This window comes from Vibrio sp. JPW-9-11-11, from assembly GCF_013369335.1.
Taxonomy (GTDB): Bacteria; Pseudomonadota; Gammaproteobacteria; order Enterobacterales; family Vibrionaceae; genus Vibrio.
In genome coordinates this window covers 200889-226550 of the sequence record NZ_SZQJ01000003.1, presented here as the reverse complement: position 1 = coordinate 226550, position 25662 = coordinate 200889, and the positions used below count along the sequence as shown (strand labels likewise).

The following is a 25662-nucleotide window of genomic DNA, read 5'->3' as shown; positions in this document are numbered from 1 at the left end:
ATCCTTATTTTATATCTAACAATTGCGCAAGCTGTTGCTTTTCTTGGTCTTGCTTAGATTTGAGTTCATTTGAGCCACGAGTAATGGTGGCAATACCAACTCCTAACATTTGACTGATCTGACGCTGGGATAAGTCTCCCTTAAGCAGCTCACGAAAAATATTGACTCGCGCGACCAAAGCGTCGCGTTCATCTGAGGTGAGCAGCATAGTCAATAGCATCTCGTGCTGCTCAGACTCGGTACTGTGTTTGATCAAATCTAAGATCTGCTGCCACTCTTGATACGCAGGTTGTAAAGACATTGATACCTTGCTCGTTAATATTTGGCCTTCAACTCATGTTGGTTCAAAAACGCTCCATCGACGCCTAATACCTCTCGATAGTAGGTTTCAAACATCAAAATGTTCTGCACATAGCCACGCGTTTCCCTAAATGGGATCGACTCGATAAATGCAAAAGCGTCCAGTTTGCCCTGAGTTCTCTCTCGCCAAGTTTGCACTCGGTTTGGACCTGCATTATACGCGGCTAACGCAAAAATTCGATTGTTATCGTACTGCTCTAACAAGCCGTTGAAGTAGTGGCTGCCAATTTCAATATTCTTGCCTACCTGATACAAATCCTCGCTGCTTTGATAACTGAGCTTATATTTGCGAGCCGTGTATTTTGCTGTTGAAGGCATGATCTGCATGATCCCACGCGCACCAACCGGAGATCGGGCCTCGATATCCAACGCGCTTTCTTGGCGAGCCAAAGACATCAGAGTGATAGGATCAATGCTGTGCTTATCGGCATAGAAGTTAAACCACCAGCGGTGCGCCACAGGAAAACGAATAGCGATGTTATCCCACATGCGCGCTTGAATACTGGCGGTGACAGTTAGGTTATGCCACCCCATAAATGAGGCGTAAGCCGCAAGCATCTCTTTCTGCTTATCATCGGCTCGAGCCAACAGCCAGCGCCATTCACTTTTAGCGGCCGCAATTTTATCTCGATCGACTAACTCTTCGATCCTAACCAACGCCTTGTTATAAGGCGCGATGCGCGCTTTATCTAAGCTGATTTCTGCCGTGGGATATTGAATCGAGCGTTTGAGTGCTTTTGCGGCGGCGACGCTGTAAAAGTTACGCTGACCTATGATTGACTCAAAACGTTGCTGACCTGCGCCTTTTTCCCCCAGCGCCACTTCACTGCGACCCAACCAATACTGCCAGCGCAGTGTTTGTTGAGACGCTTCTGGCAACCGCTCAATCCAGTCGATAACGTGTTGCCAATTTCCTTCTTGAATCGCCAAGCGAACGCGTCGCTCCAATAAGTTTTTACTGCTCGACGTAGCAATATAACGGTCACGCCATTGCGCGAGCGACGCAGACTCAGTATTGATCAAACGAAACGCAATATAATCGGCAATGAGCTGGCTTCGCGGTGTTGAGATCTGCTGCGCCTCAGTGACTTGCTCGAACAGAGCCTGAGCTTGCTCGACGTCACTGCGCGCGAGCTTCTTTAATGCTAATTCAACCTGTCTTTGGTGAAATGGGGTCACCGAGTGCTGTTTGGCAAAGCTAAGTACCGAAGCGGGGGCGGCAAACAGACGTCGCATGTCCGTCGCTTGTTGTTTGGCGATGTCCGATTTAATTTGCTTGCTCAAGTAACGCATCAAACTGCCATTTCTCGCTTCAAACGCCAACAACATACGCTCAAGCACCAGCTGATCGGTTTTCAGCCCCGCTTGATCCCATGCAGTAAATAATGCATCACACTCATCAGCAATACTATGCCCCGACAGCCATAACTGCTCAGCACCTTGATAAGCGAGCGCTTTATCACCGACTTGAGAGTGTGCGTAGTAGTAGTGGCATTGGTAAGTTTCACCACGAGGTTCACGGGTTTGGAACTCAATTAATCGACGCCAGTCCTGTTTGCCGGCTAACGCATCAATATAAGGCGCACGCAGTCGACCCGAAAAAGGGAAGTCACGATGCTGCGTAATAAATGCCTCGACTTGTTGTGGCGTCCTCTCTCCTATATCGACCAAGAAACTACGATAATCCACATACGGTGTGAGCGGGTAGTTCGCTATTTGGGGGCGTAGCTGGCGATACTGTTCGACTTGTTTTTCATCAAGCAACTGCTGCGCTTGATCATATAGCTCTCGCTGTTGTTGAATGTCTGCGGCCACACTGTAGGGTGCGACGCCAGCGCTGCAAACCATCGTTGACAAAAAGACAATCGATGAAGGAAGGCGATGCAGCGACTTAAGAAAAGTCGACGTCATAGTAGTCTCATCCTGAGATAGCTAGTGATTAAGTTCTGTTATTTATGCTCATTGTAAACAGCACTGTAAAGCGCACAGATGTAATTAATAATAAATTCACATAACTGTGACATTTGGCTAGCTTTGAGCAAACTTTTGTTTAGTTATTCATCACTAATACGTTCGTGAAACAAAGGAGTTCGTTTCGGGAGTAACAAACTATGCTCAGTTAGTATAAAATGCCCCTCTACACAAATTGATTATTTAGGAACGATCGGCAATGGCTGAATACGTATATACCATGTCGCGCGTGAGCAAAATCGTGCCACCAAAGCGACAAATTCTTAAAGACATCTCTCTCAGTTTCTTCCCTGGCGCCAAAATCGGTGTTTTGGGTCTCAACGGTGCAGGTAAATCTACCCTACTGCGTATCATGGCGGGTATCGATACTGATATCGACGGTGAAGCGCGCCCACAACCAGGGCTTAATGTCGGCTATCTGCCTCAAGAGCCTGTTCTCGATGAATCGAAAACCGTTCGTGAAATTGTTGAAGAAGCGGTCTCTGACGTTGCAGGAGCAATGAAACGTCTTGATGAAGTATATGCCGCGTACGCAGAACCAGATGCTGACTTCGATGCACTGGCTAAAGAGCAAGGCGAACTAGAAGCACTGATCCAAGCAAAAGAGGGGCACAATCTAGAAAATGCTCTAGAACGCGCTGCTGATGCATTGCGTCTGCCTGAATGGGATCAGAAAATTGAACACCTATCTGGTGGTGAACGCCGCCGCGTAGCCATCTGTCGCCTACTTCTTTCTAAGCCAGATATGCTATTGCTCGACGAACCAACCAACCACTTGGATGCAGAATCTGTCGCTTGGCTCGAGCGTTTCCTTGTCGATTACACAGGTACAGTTGTTGCTATCACCCACGACCGTTACTTCCTAGATAACGCTGCGGGTTGGATTCTTGAACTTGACCGTGGTGAAGGTATTCCATGGCAAGGCAACTACACGTCTTGGCTAGAACAGAAAGATGCCCGTCTGCAACAAGAAGCGTCTCAAGAAAAAGCTCGTCAGAAGACGATAGAGAAAGAACTTGAGTGGGTTCGTCAAAATCCGAAAGGTCGTCAATCTAAGTCTAAAGCGCGTATGGCTCGCTTCGAAGAACTGCAAAGCGGCGATCGTCAGAAACGTAACGAAACCAACGAACTGTTCATCCCGCCAGGTGAGCGTCTGGGTGATAAGGTTATCGAAGTCAATAACCTGACCAAATCCTTTGACGGTCGTGTCCTGATTGATGACCTATCATTTAGCATCCCTAAAGGGGCAATTGTCGGTATTATCGGTGCCAACGGTGCGGGTAAATCGACCCTATTCAAGATGCTAAGTGGTACTGAACAGCCAGATTCAGGCAGCATTGAAATGGGCGACACAGTAAAACTGGCGTCTGTGGACCAGTTCCGTGACTCTATGGATGATTCGAAGACGGTTTACCAAGAGATTTCTGAAGGTGCAGATATCATCAAGATCAACAACTTCGAAATCCCGGCTCGCGCATACTGTTCACGCTTCAACTTTAAAGGCTCAGATCAACAGAAAGTGATCGGTGAGCTGTCTGGTGGTGAGCGTAACCGTGTCCACCTAGCCAAACTGCTTAAAGCGGGCGGCAACGTACTGCTACTCGATGAACCAACCAACGACCTCGACGTAGAAACACTACGAGCACTAGAAGAAGCGCTGCTTGAGTTCCCTGGCTGTGCCATGGTGATTTCGCACGACCGTTGGTTCCTAGACCGTATCGCGACGCACATCATCGACTATCGAGATGAAGGTCAGGTCAACTTCTACGAAGGTAACTATACTGAGTACATGGAGTGGTTGAAGAAGACCTTAGGTCCTGAAGCTGCAGAGCCGCATCGTATAAAGTACAAGCGTATTGCCAAGTAAATCTGCTTGATCTTTGACCCGAGGCCGCTACTATAGCGGCCTTTCTTCACGCCTGCTTTGGTGAAATAGGCAATAATCGTGAAGAATGCGAACAAACGCGCATAGTGACCACTTGAGTTTTGTTACTCTTACTCGTTGAACTTAAGAGAGAAAATTATGATCGAACGTCGTCGTTTTTCGCGCATTGTTTATCAAGCTAAAGCTGCATTAACACAGGATTCACTCACTGTAGATGGGCTGGTTTGGGACTTATCACTGCATGGTATGTTGTTAATCAGCGAACAATCCGACCTACTTGCGCAAGATAAACAAGTTGAGGTCGCCTTCACGCTTCCGGACAGTGATGTTACGATCCAACTGGTAGGGAACATTGTTGGCCTGAATAACAATGTGATTCGTCTGAGTATTGATCACATTGATATTGAGAGTATCGGACACCTGAAGCGATTGGTTGAACTAAACGTAGGTGACGATGATCTGCTGCATAGAGATATCGAACACTTATCAGATCTCGGTGAGTACACCTAACCCAATTAGTCTATGTCGAACAAAATTACCATTTCTATCCCTGATGAGTCAGGGGTACAACATTTTCACGTAACAAGAAAAGCACTCGTCATTAGCCTGAGCCTTCTGACGACAGGCATTACCGCTGGGCTCGGTTACTTAACCTACCATTGGTATCAGCAGCTTAACGCCCTCGAAGCGCAAAAAGCGCAACTCGAACAGCTATATGCAGAACAAATAGATACCGCACATTCACTGTCGCAAGAACTCGAAGACAAACGAAATCAAATCACTATGCTCGGAAAACGCGTCTATGATGTTGAATCCGTGCTTGGTTTAGCGGATGAGAGTTTGCCCGAGGATTACTCGCTTGAAAACCGCCTTGATGCGGCAGCGGTTGACTCTGCGGTGCGTGCCACTATGTTTCGCATGATTCCGAATGACGCGCCACTGAACTACCTGCGAATCTCATCGTCCTATGGCAGACGAACCAACCCGATAACAGGCAAACGTCATACCCACACTGGGATAGACCTCACTTGTAAACGTGGTGAAGCTATCTACGCACCTGCAGATGGAGTAGTGGAAACCGTACGTCCCAGTTCTAAAGGATTTGGTAATTTCCTCACGGTGCGACACTCCTTCGGCTTTATGAGTTCTTACGCCCACTTGGCCAAGTTTAAAGTACGCAGTGGTCAGTTTGTCAGCAAAGGCGAGCAAATTGCGACATGTGGTAACTCAGGTAACTCGACCGGACCACACCTCCATTATGAAGTGCGATTTTTAGGCCGAGCTTTAAACCCGCAATACACCATGGATTGGACGCCAGAAAACTTCAACTATCTGTTTGAAAAAGAGAAAAAAGTAAAGTGGGCGCCTTTGGTGAAGCTGATTGATGACACCGTGAGACTGCAAGTTAACCTCACCAATCACCCCTATCAGGATAGCTCGGTTAACACAGTGAAAAACGAGTCAAGCCAGCGCAGCGAATCGATCACAGTACAATAAAAAACAGCGACCTCTGGTCGCTGTTTTTTTACGCTTATCACTCATTATCAACCGCGATGAATAGAATCGTTCGCTTGTTTAAGTAGCTTTTGACTCTCATCTAGAAACTGCTGAGAATAGTCGCCAAACCAGTGACTAACGTGATTAAAGCTGGTGACAAAAGCCTGTTTGTCGTGACTATCTAAGATATCCAACGCCTCGCCAAAGCAACGATGGAACCGCTTAATCATATCAATATTTTCTTGTGACGAGAGAATAATATCCCCATAGAGATTTGGGTCTTGAGCGAACAGACGCCCCACCATCGCGAGCTCTAAGCGGTAAATCGGTGAGCTTAACTGCAGTAACTTGTCAATGTTCGGGTTTTCACGACTGAGATGAAGACCGTAAGCAAAAGAAGTAAAGTGACGTAGCGCCTGAATTAATGTCATGCCATGATCATGTTCTTCTGCTTCGATCTGACACAGACTCGCACCCCAAATAGAAAACTGCTTCAGTAACCACTGATAGTTTTCGGCTCCGCGACCATCACAGTAAACAATCACTTGCTTAGCTAAGCTTGGGACATCGGGACCAAACATCGGGTGCAGGCCAACAACGGGCCCTTGATGCACATTAAGCATCGCGGCAAGTGGCTTAGACTTAATTGAGGTTAAATCACATAAGATACAATCGTCAGGTAGCTTACCCAGTTTCTCTATCACGCCCTCGGTAAGATGAATAGGCACAGTGACCACGACCATGCCGGCATCTTCTAGCAATGCATCCGCGTGCTGCCAATCTTGACTGCCGAGAACTTTGACATCATAACCGGACAGTTTGAACATGCGTCCAAACAAGCCGCCTAGTTGCCCGTTACCACCAACGATCACGACTGAACGAAGCTGTGGATTAAGACACTTAAAGCCCGAGTCTTTCTCGCTGGCGTATGACTCGCGCATAGTGCGACGTAGAATATCTTCAATCAATTGTGGCGGAACACCAATTTTTTCTGCCTCTTGGCGACGCGAGGCCAACATTGCGGCTTCTCGGTCTGGCGCATAAATCGGCAAACCGTGTTCACTTTTCACTTCGCCGACTTGTTCCACCAGCGCCAGTCTTTGCGCTAACAAATCTAAGATCTGCTTATCTACTGCGTCAATTTGATCACGCAAGTGATTCAACTCTACGGCCATTGAAATTCCTTGTACTTGTTACTTAGCCTTTAAACGGTCTTCCAGAAAAGGGACCAGCTCTTGGTGTGCATGACGTAATAGTGCCTCAGTTGTGTCCCAATTGATACACGCATCAGTGATAGAAACCCCGTACTGCATTTCGTTGAGAGGGATATCAGAAGATTGATTGCCTTCATTGATATGGCTCTCAATCATCAAGCCGATAATGGATGTGTTGCCTTCACGGATTTGATGAATGACATCTTCGGCCACCAAAGGCTGACGACGAAAATCTTTGCGTGAGTTCGCATGACTGCAATCGATCATCAGTGAGGCGTCTAACCCGTGTTGCGCCATGTCTTGTTCACACTCAGTCACCGAAACCGAGTCGTAATTGGTCTGTTTACCGCCACGCAAAATAACGTGACCATTGGGGTTGCCCTGTGTCGTCAATAGTGCCACCTGGCCTTCACGGTTAATCCCCATAAAGCGGTGACTCGAAGAGGCGGCTTGCATCGCGTTAACAGCGGTCGACAAACTGCCATCAGTGCCATTCTTAAAGCCAATAGGCATAGAAAGACCACTGGCCATTTCGCGGTGAGTTTGTGACTCGGTAGTACGGGCACCAATCGCCGCCCAACTGAACGTATCGGCCAAGTACTGCGGGCTAATTGGGTCGAGCGCTTCTGTGGCTAAGGGAATCTCCATTTCGGCTAGGTCAACCAGCAGCTCTCGGCCAACGTGCAGACCGTGCTCAATATCAAAAGAGCCATCCAAATGAGGATCGTTAATTAGCCCCTTCCAGCCCACAGTGGTACGAGGTTTCTCAAAGTAAACACGCATAACAATGTACAGTTGATCGCTCAGTTGCTCAGACAGTGCTTTAAGCCGTTTTGCATACTCCTTTGCAGCGTCAATATCATGGATTGAACAAGGACCACATACCACCAAAAGGCGGTGATCTTTTTTATGAATGATATCGGCGATAGTTTGGCGAGAGTGCTGGATAAAGCGACGAGCGTTATCACTTAAAGGTAACTTGGCCTTCAACTCATCAGGCGTGATCAGTACCTGTTCATCACTAATATTAACGTTGCTCAACTCACTTTTCTGCATAACCCAATCCTGTACATTATTATTTACACCAAGAAACTAAAACCTTGTCTCCAGCTAATAAACCATAAAATAACAGCCCAGAAAAAGATTTCAATATGTAAACCAAAAAAAACACTCCGTAAATTATTTTTTACACTATCGATTTTTGTCGGCTTTATTATCAAAAACCGGAATTACGCATGTTTTCTGGCGAATATCTTCACTAAAATAAGGCCAAAGTTCGCCACAAAAATCATTATGGACCTGATTTTATCGTTACTTCAGCAAATGTGTGTCTATCTAGTGCTTGCGTATATGCTGAGCAAGACACCTCTCTTTCTGCCTTTGCTGAATATTTCCAACCGAGTTAGCCATAAAGTCAGTGTCTATATCCTATTTTCACTGTTTTGTATTATGGGGACCTACTTTGGACTGCAGATCAATGATGCCATAGCCAATACGCGCGCTATCGGTGCCGTTATGGGCGGACTATTTGGCGGTCCCGTCGTTGGTTTCTTTGTCGGCCTGACTGGCGGACTACATAGGTACACCTTAGGGGGCTTTACCGATGTGGCCTGCGCTATCTCGACCACAGCGGAAGGCTTGATCGGCGGCTTGTTACACATTTATTTGGTCCGCAAGGGAAAATCAGCACAGCTATTTAACCCTAGCGTGGTTTTTTCGATTACCTTGGTCGCAGAAATCATTCAAATGGCGATTATCTTACTGGTCGCTAAGCCTTTTGACCAAGCCTACACATTGGTTTCAGCTATTGCCGCTCCGATGATCATCGCTAACTCTGTCGGCGCTGCGCTCTTTATGAGCATTCTCCACGACCGAAAAACCATTTTTGAAGAGTACTCTGCCACCTTCTCTCGTCGCGCACTCAACATCGCCGAGCGCTCCGTTGGTATTTTAGCCTCAGGATTTAACAGCAAAAATGCTGAGAAAATTGCGCGTATTGTGTACGAAGAGACCAATGTCGGTGCGGTATCGATTACCGATGACGAGAAAATATTGGCTTTTGTCGGTATCGGAGATGATCACCATAAGCCGGAGACTCCCATCTCGTCACAAAGCACACTCGATGCGATCCGCCAGAATGACATTATTTATCTCGATGGAAAAGAAAAGCCATACCAATGCTCTTTGAAGTCGGACTGTAAACTAGGTAGCGCCTTGATCATTCCGCTACGAACGGGAGATAAAGTTATCGGAACGATCAAGCTGTATGAACCGAAACGCAAACTGTTCTCCACCATCAACATGTCGATGGCAGAGGGCATTGCCCAGTTGCTCTCCAGCCAAATCTTGTTTGGTGACTACCAGCAAAAACAGACCCTGCTCTCACAAGCGGAAATTAAACTGCTGCATGCACAAGTTAACCCCCACTTTCTTTTTAATGCTCTAAACACGATTAGTGCAGTGATCCGGCGCGATCCTCCGAAAGCACGTGAGTTAATACAACACTTGTCGCACTTTTTCCGCAGTAACTTGAAACAGAATATTGACGTCGTCACGCTCAAAGAGGAGCTCGCACACGTCAACGCTTACCTCACCATAGAAAAGGCGCGCTTTACCGACCGCTTAGAGGTCGCGATCGATATTGATGAGTTGCTCTTAAAACGTAAAGTGCCCACTTTTACCTTGCAGCCCTTGGTCGAAAACGCGATTAAACACGGTGTGTCTCACCTGCTGGAAGGCGGAGAAATCCAAATTTTCAGCCAACAAGTGCCTCAAGGGCACCAAATTGTGGTACAAGACAACGCCGGTAGCTATCAGGCGCCACCCAGCGATCATCTCGGCTTAGGGATGCAAATCGTCGACAAACGCTTAACCAACAAGTTTGGTCGGGTCGCGACTTTACATGTTGACGTTAAGCCGAATCACTACACTCGGATGAGCTTTATCATCCCGAGTCAGCACAGTTAATAAGGAATCGTTATGCTGCGTGCGTTGGTTATTGATGACGAACTCTTTGCTCGAGAAGAACTCACGGACCTGTTGCAAGAGACAGGGCAGATCCAAGTTATCGATCAAGCCAGCAATGCCATTGAAGGGTTGAAGAAAATCAATCAACTCAAACCTGACGTGGTATTTTTAGATATTCAAATGCCACAAATCACCGGCATTGAGTTACTCGCCATGCTTGATCCAGAAACCATGCCCAAGGTGGTATTCGTCACTGCCTACGACGAGTTTGCAGTACAAGCCTTTGAAGACAACGCCTTTGACTATTTGCTCAAGCCTGTCGATACCTGCCGGTTGAAAAAGACGGTACAACGACTGCTCAAATCCACTAAGTTAAACCAGCATCAACTCGCCGCCATCACTCCGCCTAGTCTAGATCAGGTGCCTTGTATCGGACTCAATCGTATTGTGATTGTTGCCACTCAAGACGTGGAGTTTGCTTACAGCGATATCAGCGGTGTCCATGTCCAAACTCATGATCAAAAAGCCACCTCACAACTGACGCTCAAAGTGCTCGAAGAGAAAACCCCACTAGTACGTTGTCATCGCCAGTTTTTGGTCAATATCAAAGCTATCAAAGAAATCAAACTGTTAGACAACGGTTTAGCGGAAATCATCACGGTCAGTAACCATCCACTGCCTGTCAGTCGGCGCTATCTCAAGACGCTAAAAGAGATGCTAGGGTTTCATTAATATGCACCTCTGGTACCAAAAGAGCCGCGATTGCGGCTCTTTATTATTAGGCTTCCATTATACGTTTCATCGCTTCAGTGGTTTGTCGCCAAGCTTCACTGCGTTGCAGAACCGACAAGGTAAAGCTCTGCTTCTTGAGTAAATTCGCCGCGCCTGGCGTTTCCATAATCGGTAAGTTGTCTAATACTTCAACTTGCCCTTGGCGGTTATTGCAAAGTAGCAGCATGTCACAACCCGCGACTAAAGCTTGGTGTGAACGCTCTGCTGGCCCCCCCATAATCGCTGCGCCTTCCATGTTCAAATCATCGGAAAAGACAATTCCCTTAAAGCCAAGTTGCTGACGAAGTATCTGTTTCAGCCAGTATTCAGAACCACTCGCAGGTTGATCGTCATAATGTGGAAAAACCACATGAGCAGGCATCATAGCATCGAGGATACCTGCGTCGATTTGCGCTTTAAAGATCGCCATATCTTGGTCGAAAATATTGTCGCGATGATCAAACGGGGTCTCCAAATGTGAGTCTGCAACCACCCCACCATGACCCGGAAAGTGTTTACCTGTAGTCGCCATACCAACCGCTTTCATCCCCCTCATATAGGCGAGGCTGTGGCGCAAAATCGTCTCTTTGTCTTCGCCAAATGCACGATCCCCAATCGCTTGACACTCATGGCCTTTGTCTAATACAGGAGCAAAACTGAGATCGATATCGTGGGCGATCAACTCTGCGGCCATCAGCCAACCACCTTGATAAGCGAGGGTTTCGCTATCAGGCATCTCGGCGTATCGCTGCGCTGCGGGAATGCGTGAAAAACCTTCTCTAAACCGTTGTACGCGCCCGCCTTCTTGGTCAACACCAATGAGAAAAGGGCGTTTGGCAGCGTGACGAATGGCTTGGTTCAGCGCCACTAGCTGCTCACTATCATGGTAGTTTCGTGAAAATAGAATCACCCCACCAACGCTTGGGTGTTCGAGGATTTCTTTGTCTTCTGCTGTGAGTTCACAACCCGCAACGTCGACCCATAACGGTCCCATAATTTCTCCACATCGAGCTGAAATTCGCTATGCTACCGAGGTTATTCGGATTATTCTCGGTTTACAATGGATAAACCTCACTGTTAGCGAAATTTGAGCATGACAACAAACGCGTTATACATTGGCATCATGTCAGGCACCAGCCTTGATGGGATCGATACAGTACTAGTTGAAATCGACAATAATCAGGTGCGCTTGCTGGATAGCTATGATCACCCAATTCCAGATTCACTCAAGCAACGTATCTTAGATGTGTCACTCGGCCAACAAACCAGCTTGCCTGAAATCGGACAGATTGATCACCTACTCGGTAAACTCTATGCACAAGCCGTTCATGCTCTGTTAGACAAGAGCGGCTATAAAGCGTCAGATATCACTGCCATTGGTAATCATGGTCAAACCGTATTCCACCAACCAACGGGGCAAACGCCATTTACTCTCCAACTCGGTGACGCCAATATTATTGCCGCACTGACGCGAATCGATACGGTCGCCGACTTTAGACGCAAAGACATCGCCTTAGGCGGGCAAGGGGCGCCGTTAGTCCCTGCCTTTCACCAGTCTATTTTTCAACCTCAGAGCTCAACGGTAGTCGTACTCAATATCGGCGGCATTGCCAACATATCGGTACTGCGTCCAAATCAGGCGGTAATCGGCTACGATACCGGCCCAGGTAATATGTTGATGGATGCTTGGTGCTTTCGTCATGAGGGCGCAGCCTTTGATAAAGACGCCAAGTTTGCCAGCAAAGGAAACCTTAATCAGCCACTTCTCTGTGAGCTGCTAAAAGAACCCTACTTAGCGCTCTCTGCGCCAAAAAGCACCGGACGTGAGTTATTCAACATCCCTTGGTTAGAGGCGATTGTAAAGCGTTACAGCGCTTCTAGCGCCGACGTTCAAAGAACGTTATGTGAGTACACGGCGCAAACCATTGCCAATGAAGTGGCCCAATTTAAACTAGGGCAAGAGCCTGAATTACTCGTTTGTGGAGGTGGCGCGCACAACCCATTACTTATGCAACGCTTAAAGGATCTACTGCCTGAGTGGCAGGTTATGCCCACCGATGACAAAGGGGTCGATAGCAATAATATGGAAGCGATGGCCTTTGCTTGGCTCGCCTATCGCCGCATTCACAATTTGCCAAGCAACCTGCCTGAAGTCACCGGAGCGTCACAACTGGCTTCTCTTGGTGTGCTGTACTTGGCTGATAAATAAGGACAACTATGACTAATGACGCGCTGATCGCAGCACTTTCACATTTAGTGTCTGAAGGTCGAAACCCAGAAACTATGGACATAGATCTCCTCTCTTCGCTGGAGATAGTCCAACGCATCAACCAACAAGATCAACTGGTCCCTTTAGCCGTTGAGAAAGCTCTACCTGACGTCGCTAAAGCTGTCGACAAAATTACCGCCGCATTCAAAGTCGGTGGACGGCTGATATATATGGGCGCAGGAACCAGCGGCCGCTTGGGGGTACTTGATGCTTCGGAGTGCCCACCGACGTTTGGCGTCTCTGACCAAATGGTGATTGGCCTTATCGCTGGAGGGCCAGAAGCGATTCTCAAAGCAAAGGAAGGGGCGGAAGACTCAAGAGAGCAAGGTGTCACGGACCTCAACGCGATTCATTTTTCATCGAATGATGTGCTAGTCGGCATTGCCGCCAGCGGGCGAACGCCTTATGTCATCGGCGCGCTGGAGTACGCCAACCAGATAGGAGCCACCAGCGTCGCACTCTCTTGCAACCCTGATTCGCCGATTGCAGAGATTGCCGACATTGCTATTTCGCCAGTGGTTGGCCCAGAAGCTCTGACCGGTTCGACCCGCTTGAAATCAGGTACAGCACAGAAATTAGTGCTGAATATGCTCACAACCGCCAGTATGATCCGCTTGGGTAAAAGTTATCAAAACTTAATGGTCGATGTGAAAGCCACCAACAAAAAACTCATCGCCAGGGCCGCTCGAATTGTGATGCAAGCAACAGAGTGCGATATCCACAGCGCGACGCGCACCCTTGAGCATACGGGTTATGACGTCAAATTAGCAATACTGATGCTACTCACTGGTATGGATATCGATAGTGCAAGACATCAGTTAGAAGTACAAAACGGCTTCTTGCGTAAGGCGGTACAACACCATCAGGGCGAATAACGCAGTTTTTTGGGAGAGAGCATTATTGCTCTCTCTGTTCGATCAGTTTTGGTGTTCGTTCCAGCCACGTTGCCATTCCATTCGAAACTTTTGCGCCTCGTCCGTCCCCTCGCAAACGCCTTCATAGTATTGACCGGATAATCCCATCTGATAGGCGAAATCTGGATTGCAATACTCACCCACTCCATCAAAGTAACCTTGGTCGTAGTCTGACTGTTTTACACTCCCCAAACTTGCCAGCTCTTTGAACGTTCGCGCAGTATGGCCAACAATGCCATCCTGGTAACCAATTTGATACCAATCGCCCTCATTCGCCAACTGTTGCGGACTACTGGCACAGGCTGCCAACAATGATGCCAGTAAGGCAACAAATAACTTTCTCATTGTTTTTCCTTGCTTTTTCCGATGAGGTTATCAAACCACTATTCGGACAGAATTACCACTGCACTTGAGGAAAAACCACTCAGTTTCTCAATCAACCGCTCGTCTCCCTATACGACCACTCACTGGATAAGCGAAAGCCGATGGTCATTATTGAGCATAGTATGCACAGTGAGCTTATTAAATTTTACAAAGGAACGAGTGCTATGTTGTGGTTTCTAACCTGTGTTGCGGCCTTGATTGGCGGCTACTTTATCTACGGGGCTTTTGTTGAAAAAGTCTTTGGCATTAACGAAAAACGTCAAACTCCGGCTCACACCAAAGCTGACGGCGTTGACTACGTACCAATGTCAACCAAGAAGGTGTACCTAGTTCAACTCCTCAACATTGCTGGCGTCGGCCCGATTTTTGGTCCGATCATGGGCGCACTTTATGGTCCTGCAGCCATGTTGTGGATTGTTATCGGGTGTATTTTTGCGGGGGCAGTCCATGATTACTTCTCCGGTATGCTCTCAGTACGCAACGGTGGCGCCTCTGTTCCGACCATCACTGGCCGCTACTTGGGCAATGGCGCAAAACACTTTATGAATATCTTTGCCATTGTTCTACTGCTTCTTGTTGGTGTGGTATTTGTCTCAGCGCCAGCAGGTATGATCACAAACCTTATCAATGATCAAACCAGCCTAAACGTCAGTATGACCACCATGGTCATCGCTATCTTCGCTTACTACATCATTGCGACCATCGTTCCTGTCGATAAGATTATCGGCCGCTTCTACCCACTATTTGGCGCGCTACTCATTTTCATGTCTGTCGGCCTGATGACCGCGGTGGCTTTCTCAAGCGAACATACCGTGATGGGTGATTTCCAAGTAGCAGATATGTTTAGCAACTTGAACCCGAATGATATGCCTCTGTGGCCAGCCCTATTCATCACTATCGCGTGTGGTGCGATTTCTGGCTTCCACGCGACCCAGTCGCCACTGATGGCGCGTTGTATGGAAAATGAAAAGAATGGCCGCTTTGTGTTCTATGGAGCAATGATCGGCGAAGGTGTCATCGCGCTAATCTGGTGTGCGATTGCATTGTCTTTCTTCGGCTCTCTAGACTCACTTGCGGAAGCGGTGAAGAATGGTGGCCCTGGTAACGTTGTCTACAGCGCATCGTTCGGCCTATTAGGTGTGTTCGGTGGTATCTTGGCATTCTTGGGTGTGGTTATTCTACCGATCACGTCTGGAGACACCGCGTTCCGCTCTAGCCGTTTGATCTTAGCTGAGTACTTCAACGTTGATCAAAAGGCACTGCGTAATCGCCTAATGATGGCGGTGCCTCTATTCATCATTGGTGGCGTTCTGACTCAAGTTGATTTCGGTATTATTTGGCGTTACTTCGGCTTCGCAAACCAATCTACCGCTGTCATGATGCTATGGACCGCATCCGCTTACCTACTGCGCCACAATAAGCTACATTGGATCACAACAGTACCAGCGGTATTTATGACCACTGTGTGTGCCACTTTCATCCTCAACAACAGCACCTTAGGCTTCGGACTACCAATTGAAGTTTCGACGACTGCTGGCATCCTATTTGCCCTAGCGGTTGCCGGTTACGTCATCAAAACCTCAAAAGGCAAAGGTGAGACTGACTTGGCTGACGAAGAGAAACCACAAGCTGTCACAGAAACAGCCTAAGTCAATTACACTTCGCTTGCACTTTATCAAAGGCTCCTTCGGGAGCCTTTGACTTATCAGACGAATACCAACAAAAAAGCCAGCGATCAACGCTGGCTTTTTTGTTCTACCTATCTCAGTCGACTTGCTTGATCTGCAGCTCTTTTGGCACTTCGAAGAACATGTTCTCTTCACGGCCTTGAATCTCTTCCACACTTTTCGCGCCGACTAGCTGTTTCACTCGCTCGAGGATTTGATTAACCAACTCCTCTGGCGCAGAAGCCCCTGCTGTCACGCCGACTTTATTTTTACCAGTGAACCACTCTGGCTGAATATCCTCAGGGCAATCGGTGAGATAGCCTGGGGTGCCGAGTTTCTCTGCCAACTCTTTTAGTCGAGTAGAATTGGATGAGTTTTTCGACCCAACCACAACCACCACGTCAACATCAGCGGCCATATCACGCACGGCATCTTGGCGGTTTTGGGTGGCGTAACAGATGTCATCTTTACGCGGCCCCTGAATATCAGGGAATACGCGACGTAACTCGTCAATAACGTCTGCGGTTTCATCCACCGACAAGGTGGTTTGACTAACATAATGCAAGTGAGTGGGATCTTTCACCTTCTCTTTCAACTGAATCACATCTGCAGGAGTCTCAACCAGGTACATGCCGCCTTGTTCACTGGCGTATTGTCCCATGGTTCCTTCAACTTCTGGATGTCCAGCATGGCCAATCAATACCACTTCCATATGCTTGCGACTGGCACGAGCAACCTCCATGTGAACTTTGGTTACCAGCGGACAAGTCGCATCAAACACGGTCAGAGCGCGTTCTTTGGCTTCTTTACGCACAGCCTGCGATACACCATGAGCCGAGAAAATAACGATATTGTCATCAGGTACTTCATCTAACTCTTCGACAAAAACCGCTCCGCGCTGTTTGAGCCCTTCGACCACAAAGCGGTTGTGGACCACTTCATGGCGGACATAAATCGGCGGCTGATAGAGTTCCAGTGCACGCTCGACAATACTAATTGCGCGATCAACGCCAGCACAAAAACCACGAGGATTGGCTAACAGGATTTTCATTTCATTGCTCATAGAGTCATTATCTTAATTGGTCGCTATTCTACTGACAAAATTTCAACTTCAAAAGTCACATCTTGCCCTGCAAGCGGATGGTTAAAGTCAACCGTCACTGAGTCGCCCGCGATCTCGGTAATAATCCCGGGGATTTCCATACCATCGGGGCCAGAGAACGCCATCACGGTACCAACTTCTACCTCGGCGTCACCCACAAACTTATTCCGCTCCATGTAGTGAATATTATCGGGATTAGGCATACCAAACGCATCTTGCGCCTTAAGTTCAATTGCCTTGTTGTCGCCAACACTGAGGCCAAGTAAGCACTGTTCGAAGTTTTCACTCAGGCTGCCATCGCCAATCACGAGCTTGGCCGGTTTTCTCATATTATGCGTGCTGTCAGCAATAGAACCGTCGGGCATTTTAATCGTAAAGTGCAGCGTTACTGCAGAATCTTGGGCAATGATGGTCACGTCTTGGCTTCCTTTTTAGTGGTTATATCGACTCTTTATACGGTGTTATTGGAACAACTGTCGACTTGGGCTTCAACATAAAGAAAAGCGCCATCTGAATCAACAGACAGCGCTTAGGGTTATTCGCTTAATCACGCTTTATGCACGGCTGCTGTCTTTTTTACGAAACCCGTCGAGGATGATCATTGCCGCGCCAATGCAGATAGTCGCATCGGCTAAGTTGAACGCAGGCCAATGGTAAGAGCCCCAGTAGAAATCGAGATAGTCGACTACAAAACCATGCACAATACGGTCAAATACATTGCCGATCGCCCCACCAATAATCATGGCGTACGCGATGTTATTCCACTTTTCTTGAGCAGGCAGTTTACTCATCCAATAGGTCAGCATTGCTGTCACCGCACAAGCTATCCCAGTAAATAACCAGCGTTGCCAACCGGCTTGATCACTCAAAAAACTAAACGCAGCGCCGTAGTTATGAACATACAATAGGTTGAAGAAAGGCAACACTTCGATTCGGTTTGCCCAGCCATATCCCATGTTATCCATTACAAATAACTTGATCACGATATCTGCAATAAATATGACCGCCGCGAGCCATAGCCAGCGGACGCCAGATTGTTTAAGCGTTAATGCTTGTTCACTCATTTCTTTACCTAAAAACAGCCCCAGTAGATACTGGGGCCGTTTAATTATTGAAAAGTTCAGTCGTTCTATCGCTAATTATGCGAACTTACGTACTTCGCCTTCGCCATCAACGTTCGATACACAACGGCCACAGATCTTCTCATGACCTTCAATCGTGCCTACGTCTGGCGTGTGGTGCCAACAGCGGTCACACTTCTCGTTCTCTGTTGCTTTCACTTCCACGAACAGACCTTCTACATCTGTTGCCTGTGCAGCATCTGTTTTGTCGCTGAGAGGCTTAACAACCGCCGCTGAAGTCAGTAGTGCAAAGCGTAGCTCATCTTCTAACTTGCTGAGTTTCGCTGCTAACGCATCATCAGCGTAAAGCGTCACTTCTGCTTGTAGTGAACCACCGATAACTTTCTCTTTACGCGCGTCTTCTAGCAACTTGTTCACGCTACCACGCACTGATTGAACGTCCGTCCAGAACTCGTTGTTTAGCTCTTCGCCTTCTGCTAGACCGAATAGACCTTCATACCATTCGCCAGTGAAAACAAACTTATCACGGCCTTCACCTGTAGGAAGGGAAGCTGGCATCTCGTTCCAGATCTCATCTGCAGTGAACGACATGATTGGCGCCATCCAACGAACGAGTGCTTCAACGATGTAGTAAAGCGCGGTCTGACAGCTACGCTGCGCGTGGCCGCCACGTTTTGCTGTGTACTGACGGTCTTTGATGACGTCTAAGTAGAAAGAGCCCATTTCAATAGAACAGAACTGCATTAAACGCTGAGTGACGGCATGGGTGTTGTACTCACCGTAAGCTTTAACGATCTCTTCTTGAGCAGCGAATGCGCGGCCGACCGCCCAACGGTCTAGGGCAACCATCTCTTCAGCAGGAACCAGATCGGTTGCTGGATTAAAGCCGTTTAAGTTAGCCAGGAAGAAACGTGCTGTGTTGCGGATACGACGGTACGCATCTGCGCTGCGTTTTAGGATTTCATCAGAAACCGCGACTTCACCTGTGTAGTCAGTTGAAGCCACCCATAAACGTAAGATATCAGCACCTAGCTTGTTGGTGACATCTTTTGGTGCAACTACGTTACCGATAGATTTCGACATCTTACGGCCTTGACCGTCAACCACAAAACCGTGAGTCAGCACTTGCTTGTATGGCGCTTCGTCTTTCATCGCGATAGATGAAATAAGTGAAGATTGGAACCAACCACGGTGTTGGTCAGAGCCTTCAAGGTATAGGTCAGCACTGTTGCCGTTGTACTCTTCACGAGCATCAACCACGGAATAGTGAGTCACACCAGAATCAAACCATACGTCGAGTGTATCTAACACTTTTTCGTAATTATCTGCTTCTTCACCGAGTAGGTCAGAGATTTCCAGATCCCACCAAGCTTGAATGCCTTTCTCTTCAACCAGTTGAGCAACTTTCTCTACTAGCTCAATGGTGTTTGGATGAAGCTCTGAAGTCTCTTTGTGAACAAATAGAGCGATTGGCACACCCCAAGTACGTTGACGAGAGATACACCACTCAGGGCGACCTTCAATCATACCTTCGATACGACTTTGACCCCACTCAGGCATCCACTCAACACCTTTGATTGACTCGAGTGCTTTTGCACGTAGGCCAGCTTGGTCCATAGACACGAACCATTGTGGTGTTGCACGGAAAATGATTGGCGTTTTGTGTCTCCAGCAGTGTGGGTAGCTGTGCTCGTAAGCGTGGTGATGAAGCAGCGCGCCTTTCTCTTTTAGCGTTTCAACCACAGCATCATTGGCTTTAAATACATGCTGACCGGCAAATAGCTCAGTATCCGGTAGGTAAACACCGTTTGAACCTACAGGGTTTGCTACTTCTAGGTTGTATTTGTTGCCGACTGCGAAATCTTCTTGACCGTGCCCTGGTGCTGTATGAACCACACCTGTACCGGATTCAGTCGTAACGTGGTCGCCAAGGATCGCAGGTACAGTGAAGTCGTAGAATGGATGTTGGAACTGAGAAAGCTCAAGGTCGGCACCTTTCGCAAAACCAAGGTTATGGAAGTGCTCGATACCCGCACGATCCATCACGTCTTTAGCCAGTTCAGAGGCAACGATGATACGCTCTTTCGTTTCACCTTCGACTTGGATAAGCACGTATTCTAGATCGTCACGTAGACACACAGCGCGGTTTGCAGGCAGTGTCCATGGTGTCGTTGTCCAGATAACGATTGAAATGTCGCCTTCACCTTCGTGACCTTCATTTAGGTCAAACTTAGATAGCAGCGCTTGCGCGTCTGCCGCTTTAAAGCGAACATCGATAGATGGCGACACTTTATCTTTGTATTCAACTTCTGCCTCAGCAAGCGCTGAACCACAGTCTGTACACCAGTGTACAGGTTTGAAACCTTTTAGTAGGTGACCGTTATCGGCAATCTTACCAAGAGCACGGATGATGTTGGCTTCAGTGGCAAAATCCATCGTGCGGTAAGGCTTATCCCACTCACCCATGATACCTAGGCGTTTGAAGCTCTCTTTTTGACCTTCTACCTGACCTGCCGCGTACTTACGACACTCTTCACGAAACTCAGCCGCGGAGATTTTTTGGCCCGGTTTGCCTTTTTTCTTTTCTACCATTAGTTCGATTGGTAGGCCGTGACAGTCCCAACCTGGAATGTACGGTGCATCAAAACCAGAAAGTGTTTTGGATTTAATAATAATGTCTTTAAGAATCTTATTTAGTGCGTGACCAATGTGAATGTCGCCATTCGCGTATGGAGGGCCATCATGTAGAACGAAAGATTTTTTGCCTTTCTTCGCTTCACGGATTGCACCGTAAAGGTCTTCTTTGTACCAACGCTCAAGCATTTCTGGCTCGCGATTCGCCAGATTGCCGCGCATCGGAAACCCTGTTTCAGGAAGGTTCAGGGTATCTTTATACTCACTCATCGATTCTTAATTCCGTTGTCTTGGGTGACAGTTAGACATTATGCCAAGCAGCGAACTAAACCGCTTGGTCTTTACGCTGACGCAGCCACACCCTTGCTGCCTCAGCATCCAATTCAATTTGTTGTTTTAGCGCGTCAAACGACTCAAATTTGTGTTCGTCGCGAATTTTATCTAAAAGTACGATTTCCAACTGTTTGCCATATAAGTTGGCTTTAAAGTCAAACAAATGTACTTCTAGCTGTTGGCGTACCCCGTTAACCGTTGGTCTATTACCAATGTTAGCTACGCCGCCAATCGCATGTTCAGCAAGGCCTAGCACCTCGACGGTGTAGACTCCCGACACTGGCGACACGCAACGTTTGAGTGGGATATTCGCGGTAGGAAAACCTATCGTTCTGCCCAACTTTCTACCGTGGGAGACCCGCCCGCTGATACTGTAATGACGCCCCAGCATTTGTGCAGCGGCTTCAAGCTTATCTTGCGCCAATGCTTCTCGGATAGCGGTGCTGCTTACACGCAGCTGTTGTAGACGAAAACTCTGCGTACTGACCACGTCAAAACCCAACTCTTCTCCAGCTTGCTGAAGCATGGCAAAGTTACCTTTGCGTTGATTACCAAAGCAGAAATCATCGCCAACAACCAGAAACTTAACACCCAAACGCTCAACCAACAAGTCACGAATAAATGACTGTGGTGACTGAGTGGCGAACTGGTGGTTAAAGTTAACGCACAACAGCCTTTCGATATCCAGTTTGCTCAGTTGAACAAACTTATCACGCAATCGAGTTAAACGCGCTGGCGCTTTCTCTTTAGCAAACAACTCCAACGGTTGAGGATCAAACGTCATCACCGTCGAAGGCAAACCTAAATCCTTAGCTCTTTCAGAAACTTGACGTAAAACTTCTTGATGCCCAAGATGCACGCCATCGAAATTTCCGATCGTCAATACACACCCTTTGTGGTGTGGTTTGATGTTATGAATCCCTCGAATCAATTCCATTGGAGACTGCTAAAAACCTATCTTTATGGGTTAAATGGCTAAAGGTTGCGTTTACCTTGCGTGAAACCGACGGATTATATACTAATCAGCCTTGCTCTGTCGCTGCTTTTAGATCGTTTAAACGCACACCAAATAACAGTAAGCTCAGCAAATACACGCCCGCGCCCAAACCTATTAAGCCTGTGAGCCACATAACACGTTCCGCAAAACTCCATGTTAGCCATATATCCAAGCTTTCTAGTTGCGATAAGATAGCCATAACCATCAAACCACCCGCCACAACTAACTTACCGATAAACACCCCTGTCCGTCGTGTGAGCTGATAAACCCCTGCTAGGTGCAGCCCCCTATATAAAAGCGACATATTGACGAACGCTGATAACGCTGTCGCGATAGCAAGCCCGACGTAACCATAGAACCAAGCAAAAATAGCGTTGAATACCATGTTGGTGACCATAGCAATAATGCCATAGCGCACCGGAGTTTTGGTGTCTTGGCGCGAGTAATATCCCGGCGCGAGCACTTTGATCAACATAAAATTGAGTAACCCTGAGGCGTAGGCGATCAAGGACATTGAGGCAAAGGTGACATCTTGCGCAGTAAACTCTCCACGCATGAACAGCACCATCAGCATAGGTTTGGCCAATACCATCAACCCCAACATAGCGGGCACTCCCAACAGGGTCACCATTCGCACCCCCCAATCCATGGTTTGGGCAAAGCCTTCACTATGAGCATCGACGTGCTTTCGTGACAAAGCGGGCAATATGACGGTTGCAATGGCAATGCCAAACAAACCGAGCGGGAATTCAAGCAATCTGTCGGAGTAATACAGCCAACTGATGGACCCCGTTTGTAAGAAGCTAGCAATAAAGGTATCGAATAGAAGATTGATTTGACTGACAGACACACCAAACAGCGCCGGGATCATCAAAGTTCTAATTTTGACTACCCCCGGGTCTCGCCATCCCCATTGAGGTTTGACCATCACACCAGCTTTAATCAAAAACGGAATTTGAAATAGGAACTGAACCAATCCTCCTAAGAAAACACCAATGGCTAAACCAATTTCAGGCTGAGTCAGTTGCGGAGCAAGAAACCAGGCTGAAAGAATAATCATCACATTGAGAAACACTGGCGTGAACGAGGAAACCGCAAACTTACCCATGGTATTAAGAATGGCGCCCGACAGCGCGACAAAAGTAATAAACCATAAATAAGGAAAGGTAATTTTGAGCATTAAACTGGCCAGCTCAAACTTCTCTGCCGATGGTCCGCCGTTGAGCCAATCCAAAAACCAGCCAAAACCAAACAGGGCAGTGACCACCCCAGAGCCAACAATGCCAAGCAAGGTCACAATCGATACAATCACGCCCAAAGTGCCAGCAGCGCGAGCAATTAGTTGACGTGTTTTATCTAAGTCTTTGCTGGCGTGATACTCGGTTAATACCGGAACAAAGGCTTGTGAGAAGGCACCTTCAGCAAACAGGCGACGCAAAAAGTTAGGAATTTTGTTGGCAAAAAAGAACACATCGGCACTCGCTCCTGCCCCCATTAAATTAGCAACAACCACATCTCGAACTAAACCTAATACTCGAGAGATCAGTGTCATGGCACTGACGATCATGCCTGACTTGAGCAGACGTTTACTCACAATTACCTCGGGAATCAAAAATTTCGCTCTACTTTACATCAGGAATGTCATGAGCAGAGCAGATTAGTATTAGCATTGAAAAAAAAATACTGTTAGAATCCCCGCCATCTTAACCGTGAAGACCTTTCAATCCAAAATTTGTTTGGCTCGATGGGTTTTTGCACAAATCATTTGACATTTAAGCGCAAATGAGGGATATTCCTCGCCCTTAAATTGTCACCGAACTAAGTTTTTGGGAGTTAGACCCTTGGCAAATAGTAAATCTGCTAAGAAGCGCGCTATCCAAGCTGAGAAACGTCGCCAGCACAACGCTAGCCGTCGTTCTATGATGCGCACTTACATGAAGAAAACTGTTGCTGCTATCGAAGCAGGCGACAAAGCTGCTGCAACTGAAGCATTTGCTACAGTTACACCAATCCTAGACCGCATGGCGACTAAAGGCCTTATTCACAAGAATAAAGCAGCTCGTCATAAGTCTCGCTTCGCTGCTGCAATCAAAGCTCTATAATAGAACTCTGATTTCCCAGTGAAAGAAAAAACCGGCCTAGGCCGGTTTTTTTATATCTGTTTTATTTTGAGGTTGAACGACCCACCTCAAAATAAAACAAGTTAGCCCTTAAGCACAGTATAGGGTATGCAACAATTGGATCATTGCTTTAACTTCTTGACTACTCAAGGTATAAAAGACGGTTTGCGCTTCTTTGCGTGTATTCACTAATCCATCCCGTCTCAACCAGGCTAAATGTTGAGATAACGCCGATTGGCTCAGCTCCAACTTATTACACAACTCCCCCACCGATAGCTCTTGATTGTGCAGCAAGCACAAAATTTGTAAGCGACGCTCATTCGCCATCGCCTTTAGTAGCACTACCGCCTGAGCAGAGTTTTTTTCCATCTCTTGTAGGTTCATCGGCCACTACCCCTTGATACCACAACATCGTCTACAACAATTGACCATACAATATGCGTATTGATCACCAAACTTTATTCAATCCACTTGATCTTTAATTTTTTATGCAGTGAATTATTTTGAATATTAATCGAAATGTAACAATTAATCTATTTGTTCGTTTGAAAAATAACCGCTAATTAAAAAGGCTTGTGAAGTCTGCATCACAAACGTTTTTCACTGCCGGGTGCTGGATCATCCGTTCAGCAAAAATAACGTAGTACTCTTCTTTTAGTTCATCGATATGACCAATCAATTGCAGTGGAAGGTCGCTCTCCACTTCAGAGACATAAATAGAGGGCGCAAGAAAGATAACATCATGGTGGTAGCGCGCAAACGCCTTCATCAACGCAACATCATCAAATTCACCCAAAATGTTGGGTTGCAGACCTTGGCGATCAAACCATTGCAGAACTTTACGCCCCATAGCAGTGCGGCTGCCTGGGATCAGTAATTTACGTTGTTCAAGAATCGCAGGAAAAGTGACATCGGTAACGTTACCGGAGCAGAAAAAACTCATATTCGATTCGCCCAGCTTGATGCTGTACAAACCGGGACTTTGACTCGAGTCCACCGGACAATCGGATAAAATCATATCCAATTTATGTTGTGATAACTGTTCGAGTAGCATTTCATGGGTAGACTCAAAACAGCGTAAATGAAGACTGCCGTCATCTGGCACTGTGGTCAGAAGGATTTTGCTGACTAAACGCTTCGACAAAGCATCCGCCACCCCGACATCAAATAGAATATTCGAGCGCTGACTATAGTTAACGATATCCAACATCTCATAGCTTAAACCAAACATTCGATCGGCATACTTGAACACCAGCTGTCCCAGCTCGGTGGGCTCTACACTGCGTCCATTGCGTTTGGTCAGCTTGCCATCCATACGCTCTTCAAGCGCTTTGATTTGACCGGTAACGGTTTGCGGCGTTAAAAATAGAGCATCGGCCGCCTTAGTGACTGAACCTTGCTTACACACCATCCAAAAGTAATAAAGGTGATTATAGTTAAGATGCGACATGTCGGTAGTAACTCGAAATTATGAGAGTCTAGGTTATAGCAGAAG

At 47.2% G+C, this 25662-nt stretch carries 23 protein-coding genes; 9 read left to right on the top strand and 14 right to left on the bottom strand.

Annotated elements, in window-relative coordinates; all coding sequences use genetic code 11:
- Positions 1-4: 4 nt before the first annotated feature.
- Both trpR and sltY read right to left on the bottom strand, forming a co-directional pair.
- Positions 5-301, bottom strand: a complete 297-nt coding sequence (gene trpR, locus FCU94_RS02525) for a trp operon repressor (RefSeq protein ID WP_176286983.1) — start codon at positions 299-301, stop codon at positions 5-7.
- 14 nt (positions 302-315) lie between these two features.
- Complete coding sequence (gene sltY, locus FCU94_RS02520; RefSeq protein WP_176286982.1) at positions 316-2271, bottom strand: murein transglycosylase; 1956 nt, start codon at positions 2269-2271, stop codon at positions 316-318.
- A gap of 259 nt (positions 2272-2530) precedes the next feature.
- Here sltY and ettA point away from each other — a divergent pair, with 259 nt between their 5' ends.
- From ettA to FCU94_RS02505, 3 genes are all read left to right on the top strand, one after another.
- Positions 2531-4198 carry an energy-dependent translational throttle protein EttA gene (ettA, locus tag FCU94_RS02515; protein ID WP_176286981.1) on the top strand — a complete coding sequence of 556 codons (1668 nt, stop codon included), beginning with the start codon at positions 2531-2533 and terminating at the stop codon, positions 4196-4198.
- Between the two features lie 156 nt (positions 4199-4354).
- Entirely contained in the window at positions 4355-4726 is a 372-nt protein-coding gene (locus tag FCU94_RS02510; RefSeq protein WP_176286980.1) for a PilZ domain-containing protein, read from the top strand.
- A 12-nt stretch (positions 4727-4738) separates the two neighbouring features.
- On the top strand, positions 4739-5713 hold the full coding sequence (locus tag FCU94_RS02505) for a M23 family metallopeptidase (RefSeq protein ID WP_176286979.1): 975 nt from the start codon (positions 4739-4741) through the stop codon (positions 5711-5713).
- A gap of 47 nt (positions 5714-5760) precedes the next feature.
- Here FCU94_RS02505 and tyrA read toward each other — a convergent pair whose 3' ends face one another.
- A complete protein-coding gene (tyrA, locus tag FCU94_RS02500; RefSeq protein WP_176286978.1) occupies positions 5761-6888 on the bottom strand; it encodes a bifunctional chorismate mutase/prephenate dehydrogenase in 1128 nt (375 codons plus the stop codon).
- An 18-nt stretch (positions 6889-6906) separates the two neighbouring features.
- Positions 6907-7983 carry a 3-deoxy-7-phosphoheptulonate synthase gene (locus FCU94_RS02495; RefSeq protein ID WP_176286977.1) on the bottom strand — a complete coding sequence of 359 codons (1077 nt, stop codon included), beginning with the start codon at positions 7981-7983 and terminating at the stop codon, positions 6907-6909.
- A 237-nt stretch (positions 7984-8220) separates the two neighbouring features.
- Here FCU94_RS02495 and FCU94_RS02490 point away from each other — a divergent pair, with 237 nt between their 5' ends.
- Both FCU94_RS02490 and btsR read left to right on the top strand, forming a co-directional pair.
- A complete protein-coding gene (locus tag FCU94_RS02490; protein WP_176286976.1) occupies positions 8221-9894 on the top strand; it encodes a sensor histidine kinase in 1674 nt (557 codons plus the stop codon).
- Between the two features lie 12 nt (positions 9895-9906).
- Positions 9907-10626 carry a two-component system response regulator BtsR gene (gene btsR, locus FCU94_RS02485; RefSeq protein ID WP_176286975.1) on the top strand — a complete coding sequence of 240 codons (720 nt, stop codon included), beginning with the start codon at positions 9907-9909 and terminating at the stop codon, positions 10624-10626.
- Positions 10627-10672: 46 nt separating this feature from the next.
- On the opposite strand, the gene nagZ is transcribed toward btsR, so the two are convergent.
- The gene (gene nagZ, locus FCU94_RS02480; RefSeq protein WP_176286974.1) at positions 10673-11659 is read right to left on the bottom strand and encodes a beta-N-acetylhexosaminidase; all 987 of its coding nucleotides are present in this window, start codon (positions 11657-11659) and stop codon (positions 10673-10675) included.
- Between the two features lie 99 nt (positions 11660-11758).
- Between nagZ and FCU94_RS02475 the strand changes: the two genes are divergently transcribed.
- Together FCU94_RS02475 and murQ are read left to right on the top strand one after the other, a co-directional pair.
- On the top strand, positions 11759-12874 hold the full coding sequence (locus FCU94_RS02475) for an anhydro-N-acetylmuramic acid kinase (protein WP_176286973.1): 1116 nt from the start codon (positions 11759-11761) through the stop codon (positions 12872-12874).
- Positions 12875-12882: 8 nt separating this feature from the next.
- Entirely contained in the window at positions 12883-13809 is a 927-nt protein-coding gene (murQ, locus tag FCU94_RS02470) for an N-acetylmuramic acid 6-phosphate etherase (RefSeq protein ID WP_176286972.1), read from the top strand.
- A gap of 42 nt (positions 13810-13851) precedes the next feature.
- On the opposite strand, the gene FCU94_RS02465 is transcribed toward murQ, so the two are convergent.
- Entirely contained in the window at positions 13852-14193 is a 342-nt protein-coding gene (locus tag FCU94_RS02465) for a DUF2799 domain-containing protein (protein WP_176286971.1), read from the bottom strand.
- Positions 14194-14396: 203 nt separating this feature from the next.
- On the opposite strand from FCU94_RS02465, the gene FCU94_RS02460 reads away from it, so the two are divergent.
- Positions 14397-15881 (top strand): carbon starvation CstA family protein, encoded by a 1485-nt coding sequence (locus tag FCU94_RS02460; RefSeq protein WP_176286970.1) that lies wholly within the window; start codon positions 14397-14399, stop codon positions 15879-15881.
- A gap of 115 nt (positions 15882-15996) precedes the next feature.
- Here the strand turns inward: FCU94_RS02460 and ispH are convergent, their stop codons facing one another.
- The 6 genes from ispH to murJ form a co-directional block, all read right to left on the bottom strand.
- Positions 15997-16962 (bottom strand): 4-hydroxy-3-methylbut-2-enyl diphosphate reductase, encoded by a 966-nt coding sequence (gene ispH / locus FCU94_RS02455; protein ID WP_176286969.1) that lies wholly within the window; start codon positions 16960-16962, stop codon positions 15997-15999.
- A gap of 23 nt (positions 16963-16985) precedes the next feature.
- On the bottom strand, positions 16986-17417 hold the full coding sequence (fkpB, locus tag FCU94_RS02450) for an FKBP-type peptidyl-prolyl cis-trans isomerase (protein ID WP_176286968.1): 432 nt from the start codon (positions 17415-17417) through the stop codon (positions 16986-16988).
- Between the two features lie 138 nt (positions 17418-17555).
- Complete coding sequence (gene lspA / locus FCU94_RS02445; RefSeq protein WP_176286967.1) at positions 17556-18065, bottom strand: signal peptidase II; 510 nt, start codon at positions 18063-18065, stop codon at positions 17556-17558.
- Between the two features lie 75 nt (positions 18066-18140).
- Positions 18141-20987: an isoleucine--tRNA ligase gene (ileS, locus tag FCU94_RS02440; protein WP_176286966.1), complete on the bottom strand. Its 2847-nt coding sequence runs from the start codon at positions 20985-20987 to the stop codon at positions 18141-18143.
- Between the two features lie 55 nt (positions 20988-21042).
- A complete protein-coding gene (gene ribF / locus FCU94_RS02435) occupies positions 21043-21987 on the bottom strand; it encodes a bifunctional riboflavin kinase/FAD synthetase (protein WP_176286965.1) in 945 nt (314 codons plus the stop codon).
- Between the two features lie 85 nt (positions 21988-22072).
- Complete coding sequence (gene murJ, locus FCU94_RS02430; protein WP_176286964.1) at positions 22073-23641, bottom strand: murein biosynthesis integral membrane protein MurJ; 1569 nt, start codon at positions 23639-23641, stop codon at positions 22073-22075.
- Between the two features lie 247 nt (positions 23642-23888).
- Here murJ and rpsT point away from each other — a divergent pair, with 247 nt between their 5' ends.
- Entirely contained in the window at positions 23889-24149 is a 261-nt protein-coding gene (gene rpsT / locus FCU94_RS02425; RefSeq protein WP_004410238.1) for a 30S ribosomal protein S20, read from the top strand.
- Between the two features lie 108 nt (positions 24150-24257).
- On the opposite strand, the gene FCU94_RS02420 is transcribed toward rpsT, so the two are convergent.
- Both FCU94_RS02420 and nhaR read right to left on the bottom strand, forming a co-directional pair.
- Complete coding sequence (locus tag FCU94_RS02420; protein WP_176286963.1) at positions 24258-24551, bottom strand: ArsR/SmtB family transcription factor; 294 nt, start codon at positions 24549-24551, stop codon at positions 24258-24260.
- 175 nt (positions 24552-24726) lie between these two features.
- A complete protein-coding gene (nhaR, locus tag FCU94_RS02415) occupies positions 24727-25617 on the bottom strand; it encodes a transcriptional activator NhaR (RefSeq protein WP_176286962.1) in 891 nt (296 codons plus the stop codon).
- Between the last annotated feature and the right edge of the window lie 45 nt (positions 25618-25662).

Coding starts and splice junctions, on each gene's coding strand:
- trpR (WP_176286983.1), bottom strand. CDS start 301: ATGTCTTTACAACCTGCGTATCAAGAGTGGCAGCAGATCTTAGATTTG.
- sltY (WP_176286982.1), bottom strand. CDS start 2,271: ATGACGTCGACTTTTCTTAAGTCGCTGCATCGCCTTCCTTCATCGATT.
- ettA (WP_176286981.1), top strand. CDS start 2,531: ATGGCTGAATACGTATATACCATGTCGCGCGTGAGCAAAATCGTGCCA.
- FCU94_RS02510 (WP_176286980.1), top strand. CDS start 4,355: ATGATCGAACGTCGTCGTTTTTCGCGCATTGTTTATCAAGCTAAAGCT.
- FCU94_RS02505 (WP_176286979.1), top strand. CDS start 4,739: ATGTCGAACAAAATTACCATTTCTATCCCTGATGAGTCAGGGGTACAA.
- tyrA (WP_176286978.1), bottom strand. CDS start 6,888: ATGGCCGTAGAGTTGAATCACTTGCGTGATCAAATTGACGCAGTAGAT.
- FCU94_RS02495 (WP_176286977.1), bottom strand. CDS start 7,983: ATGCAGAAAAGTGAGTTGAGCAACGTTAATATTAGTGATGAACAGGTA.
- FCU94_RS02490 (WP_176286976.1), top strand. CDS start 8,221: ATGGACCTGATTTTATCGTTACTTCAGCAAATGTGTGTCTATCTAGTG.
- btsR (WP_176286975.1), top strand. CDS start 9,907: ATGCTGCGTGCGTTGGTTATTGATGACGAACTCTTTGCTCGAGAAGAA.
- nagZ (WP_176286974.1), bottom strand. CDS start 11,659: ATGGGACCGTTATGGGTCGACGTTGCGGGTTGTGAACTCACAGCAGAA.
- FCU94_RS02475 (WP_176286973.1), top strand. CDS start 11,759: ATGACAACAAACGCGTTATACATTGGCATCATGTCAGGCACCAGCCTT.
- murQ (WP_176286972.1), top strand. CDS start 12,883: ATGACTAATGACGCGCTGATCGCAGCACTTTCACATTTAGTGTCTGAA.
- FCU94_RS02465 (WP_176286971.1), bottom strand. CDS start 14,193: ATGAGAAAGTTATTTGTTGCCTTACTGGCATCATTGTTGGCAGCCTGT.
- FCU94_RS02460 (WP_176286970.1), top strand. CDS start 14,397: ATGTTGTGGTTTCTAACCTGTGTTGCGGCCTTGATTGGCGGCTACTTT.
- ispH (WP_176286969.1), bottom strand. CDS start 16,962: ATGAGCAATGAAATGAAAATCCTGTTAGCCAATCCTCGTGGTTTTTGT.
- lspA (WP_176286967.1), bottom strand. CDS start 18,065: ATGAGTGAACAAGCATTAACGCTTAAACAATCTGGCGTCCGCTGGCTA.
- ileS (WP_176286966.1), bottom strand. CDS start 20,987: ATGAGTGAGTATAAAGATACCCTGAACCTTCCTGAAACAGGGTTTCCG.
- ribF (WP_176286965.1), bottom strand. CDS start 21,987: ATGGAATTGATTCGAGGGATTCATAACATCAAACCACACCACAAAGGG.
- FCU94_RS02420 (WP_176286963.1), bottom strand. CDS start 24,551: ATGAACCTACAAGAGATGGAAAAAAACTCTGCTCAGGCGGTAGTGCTA.
- nhaR (WP_176286962.1), bottom strand. CDS start 25,617: ATGTCGCATCTTAACTATAATCACCTTTATTACTTTTGGATGGTGTGT.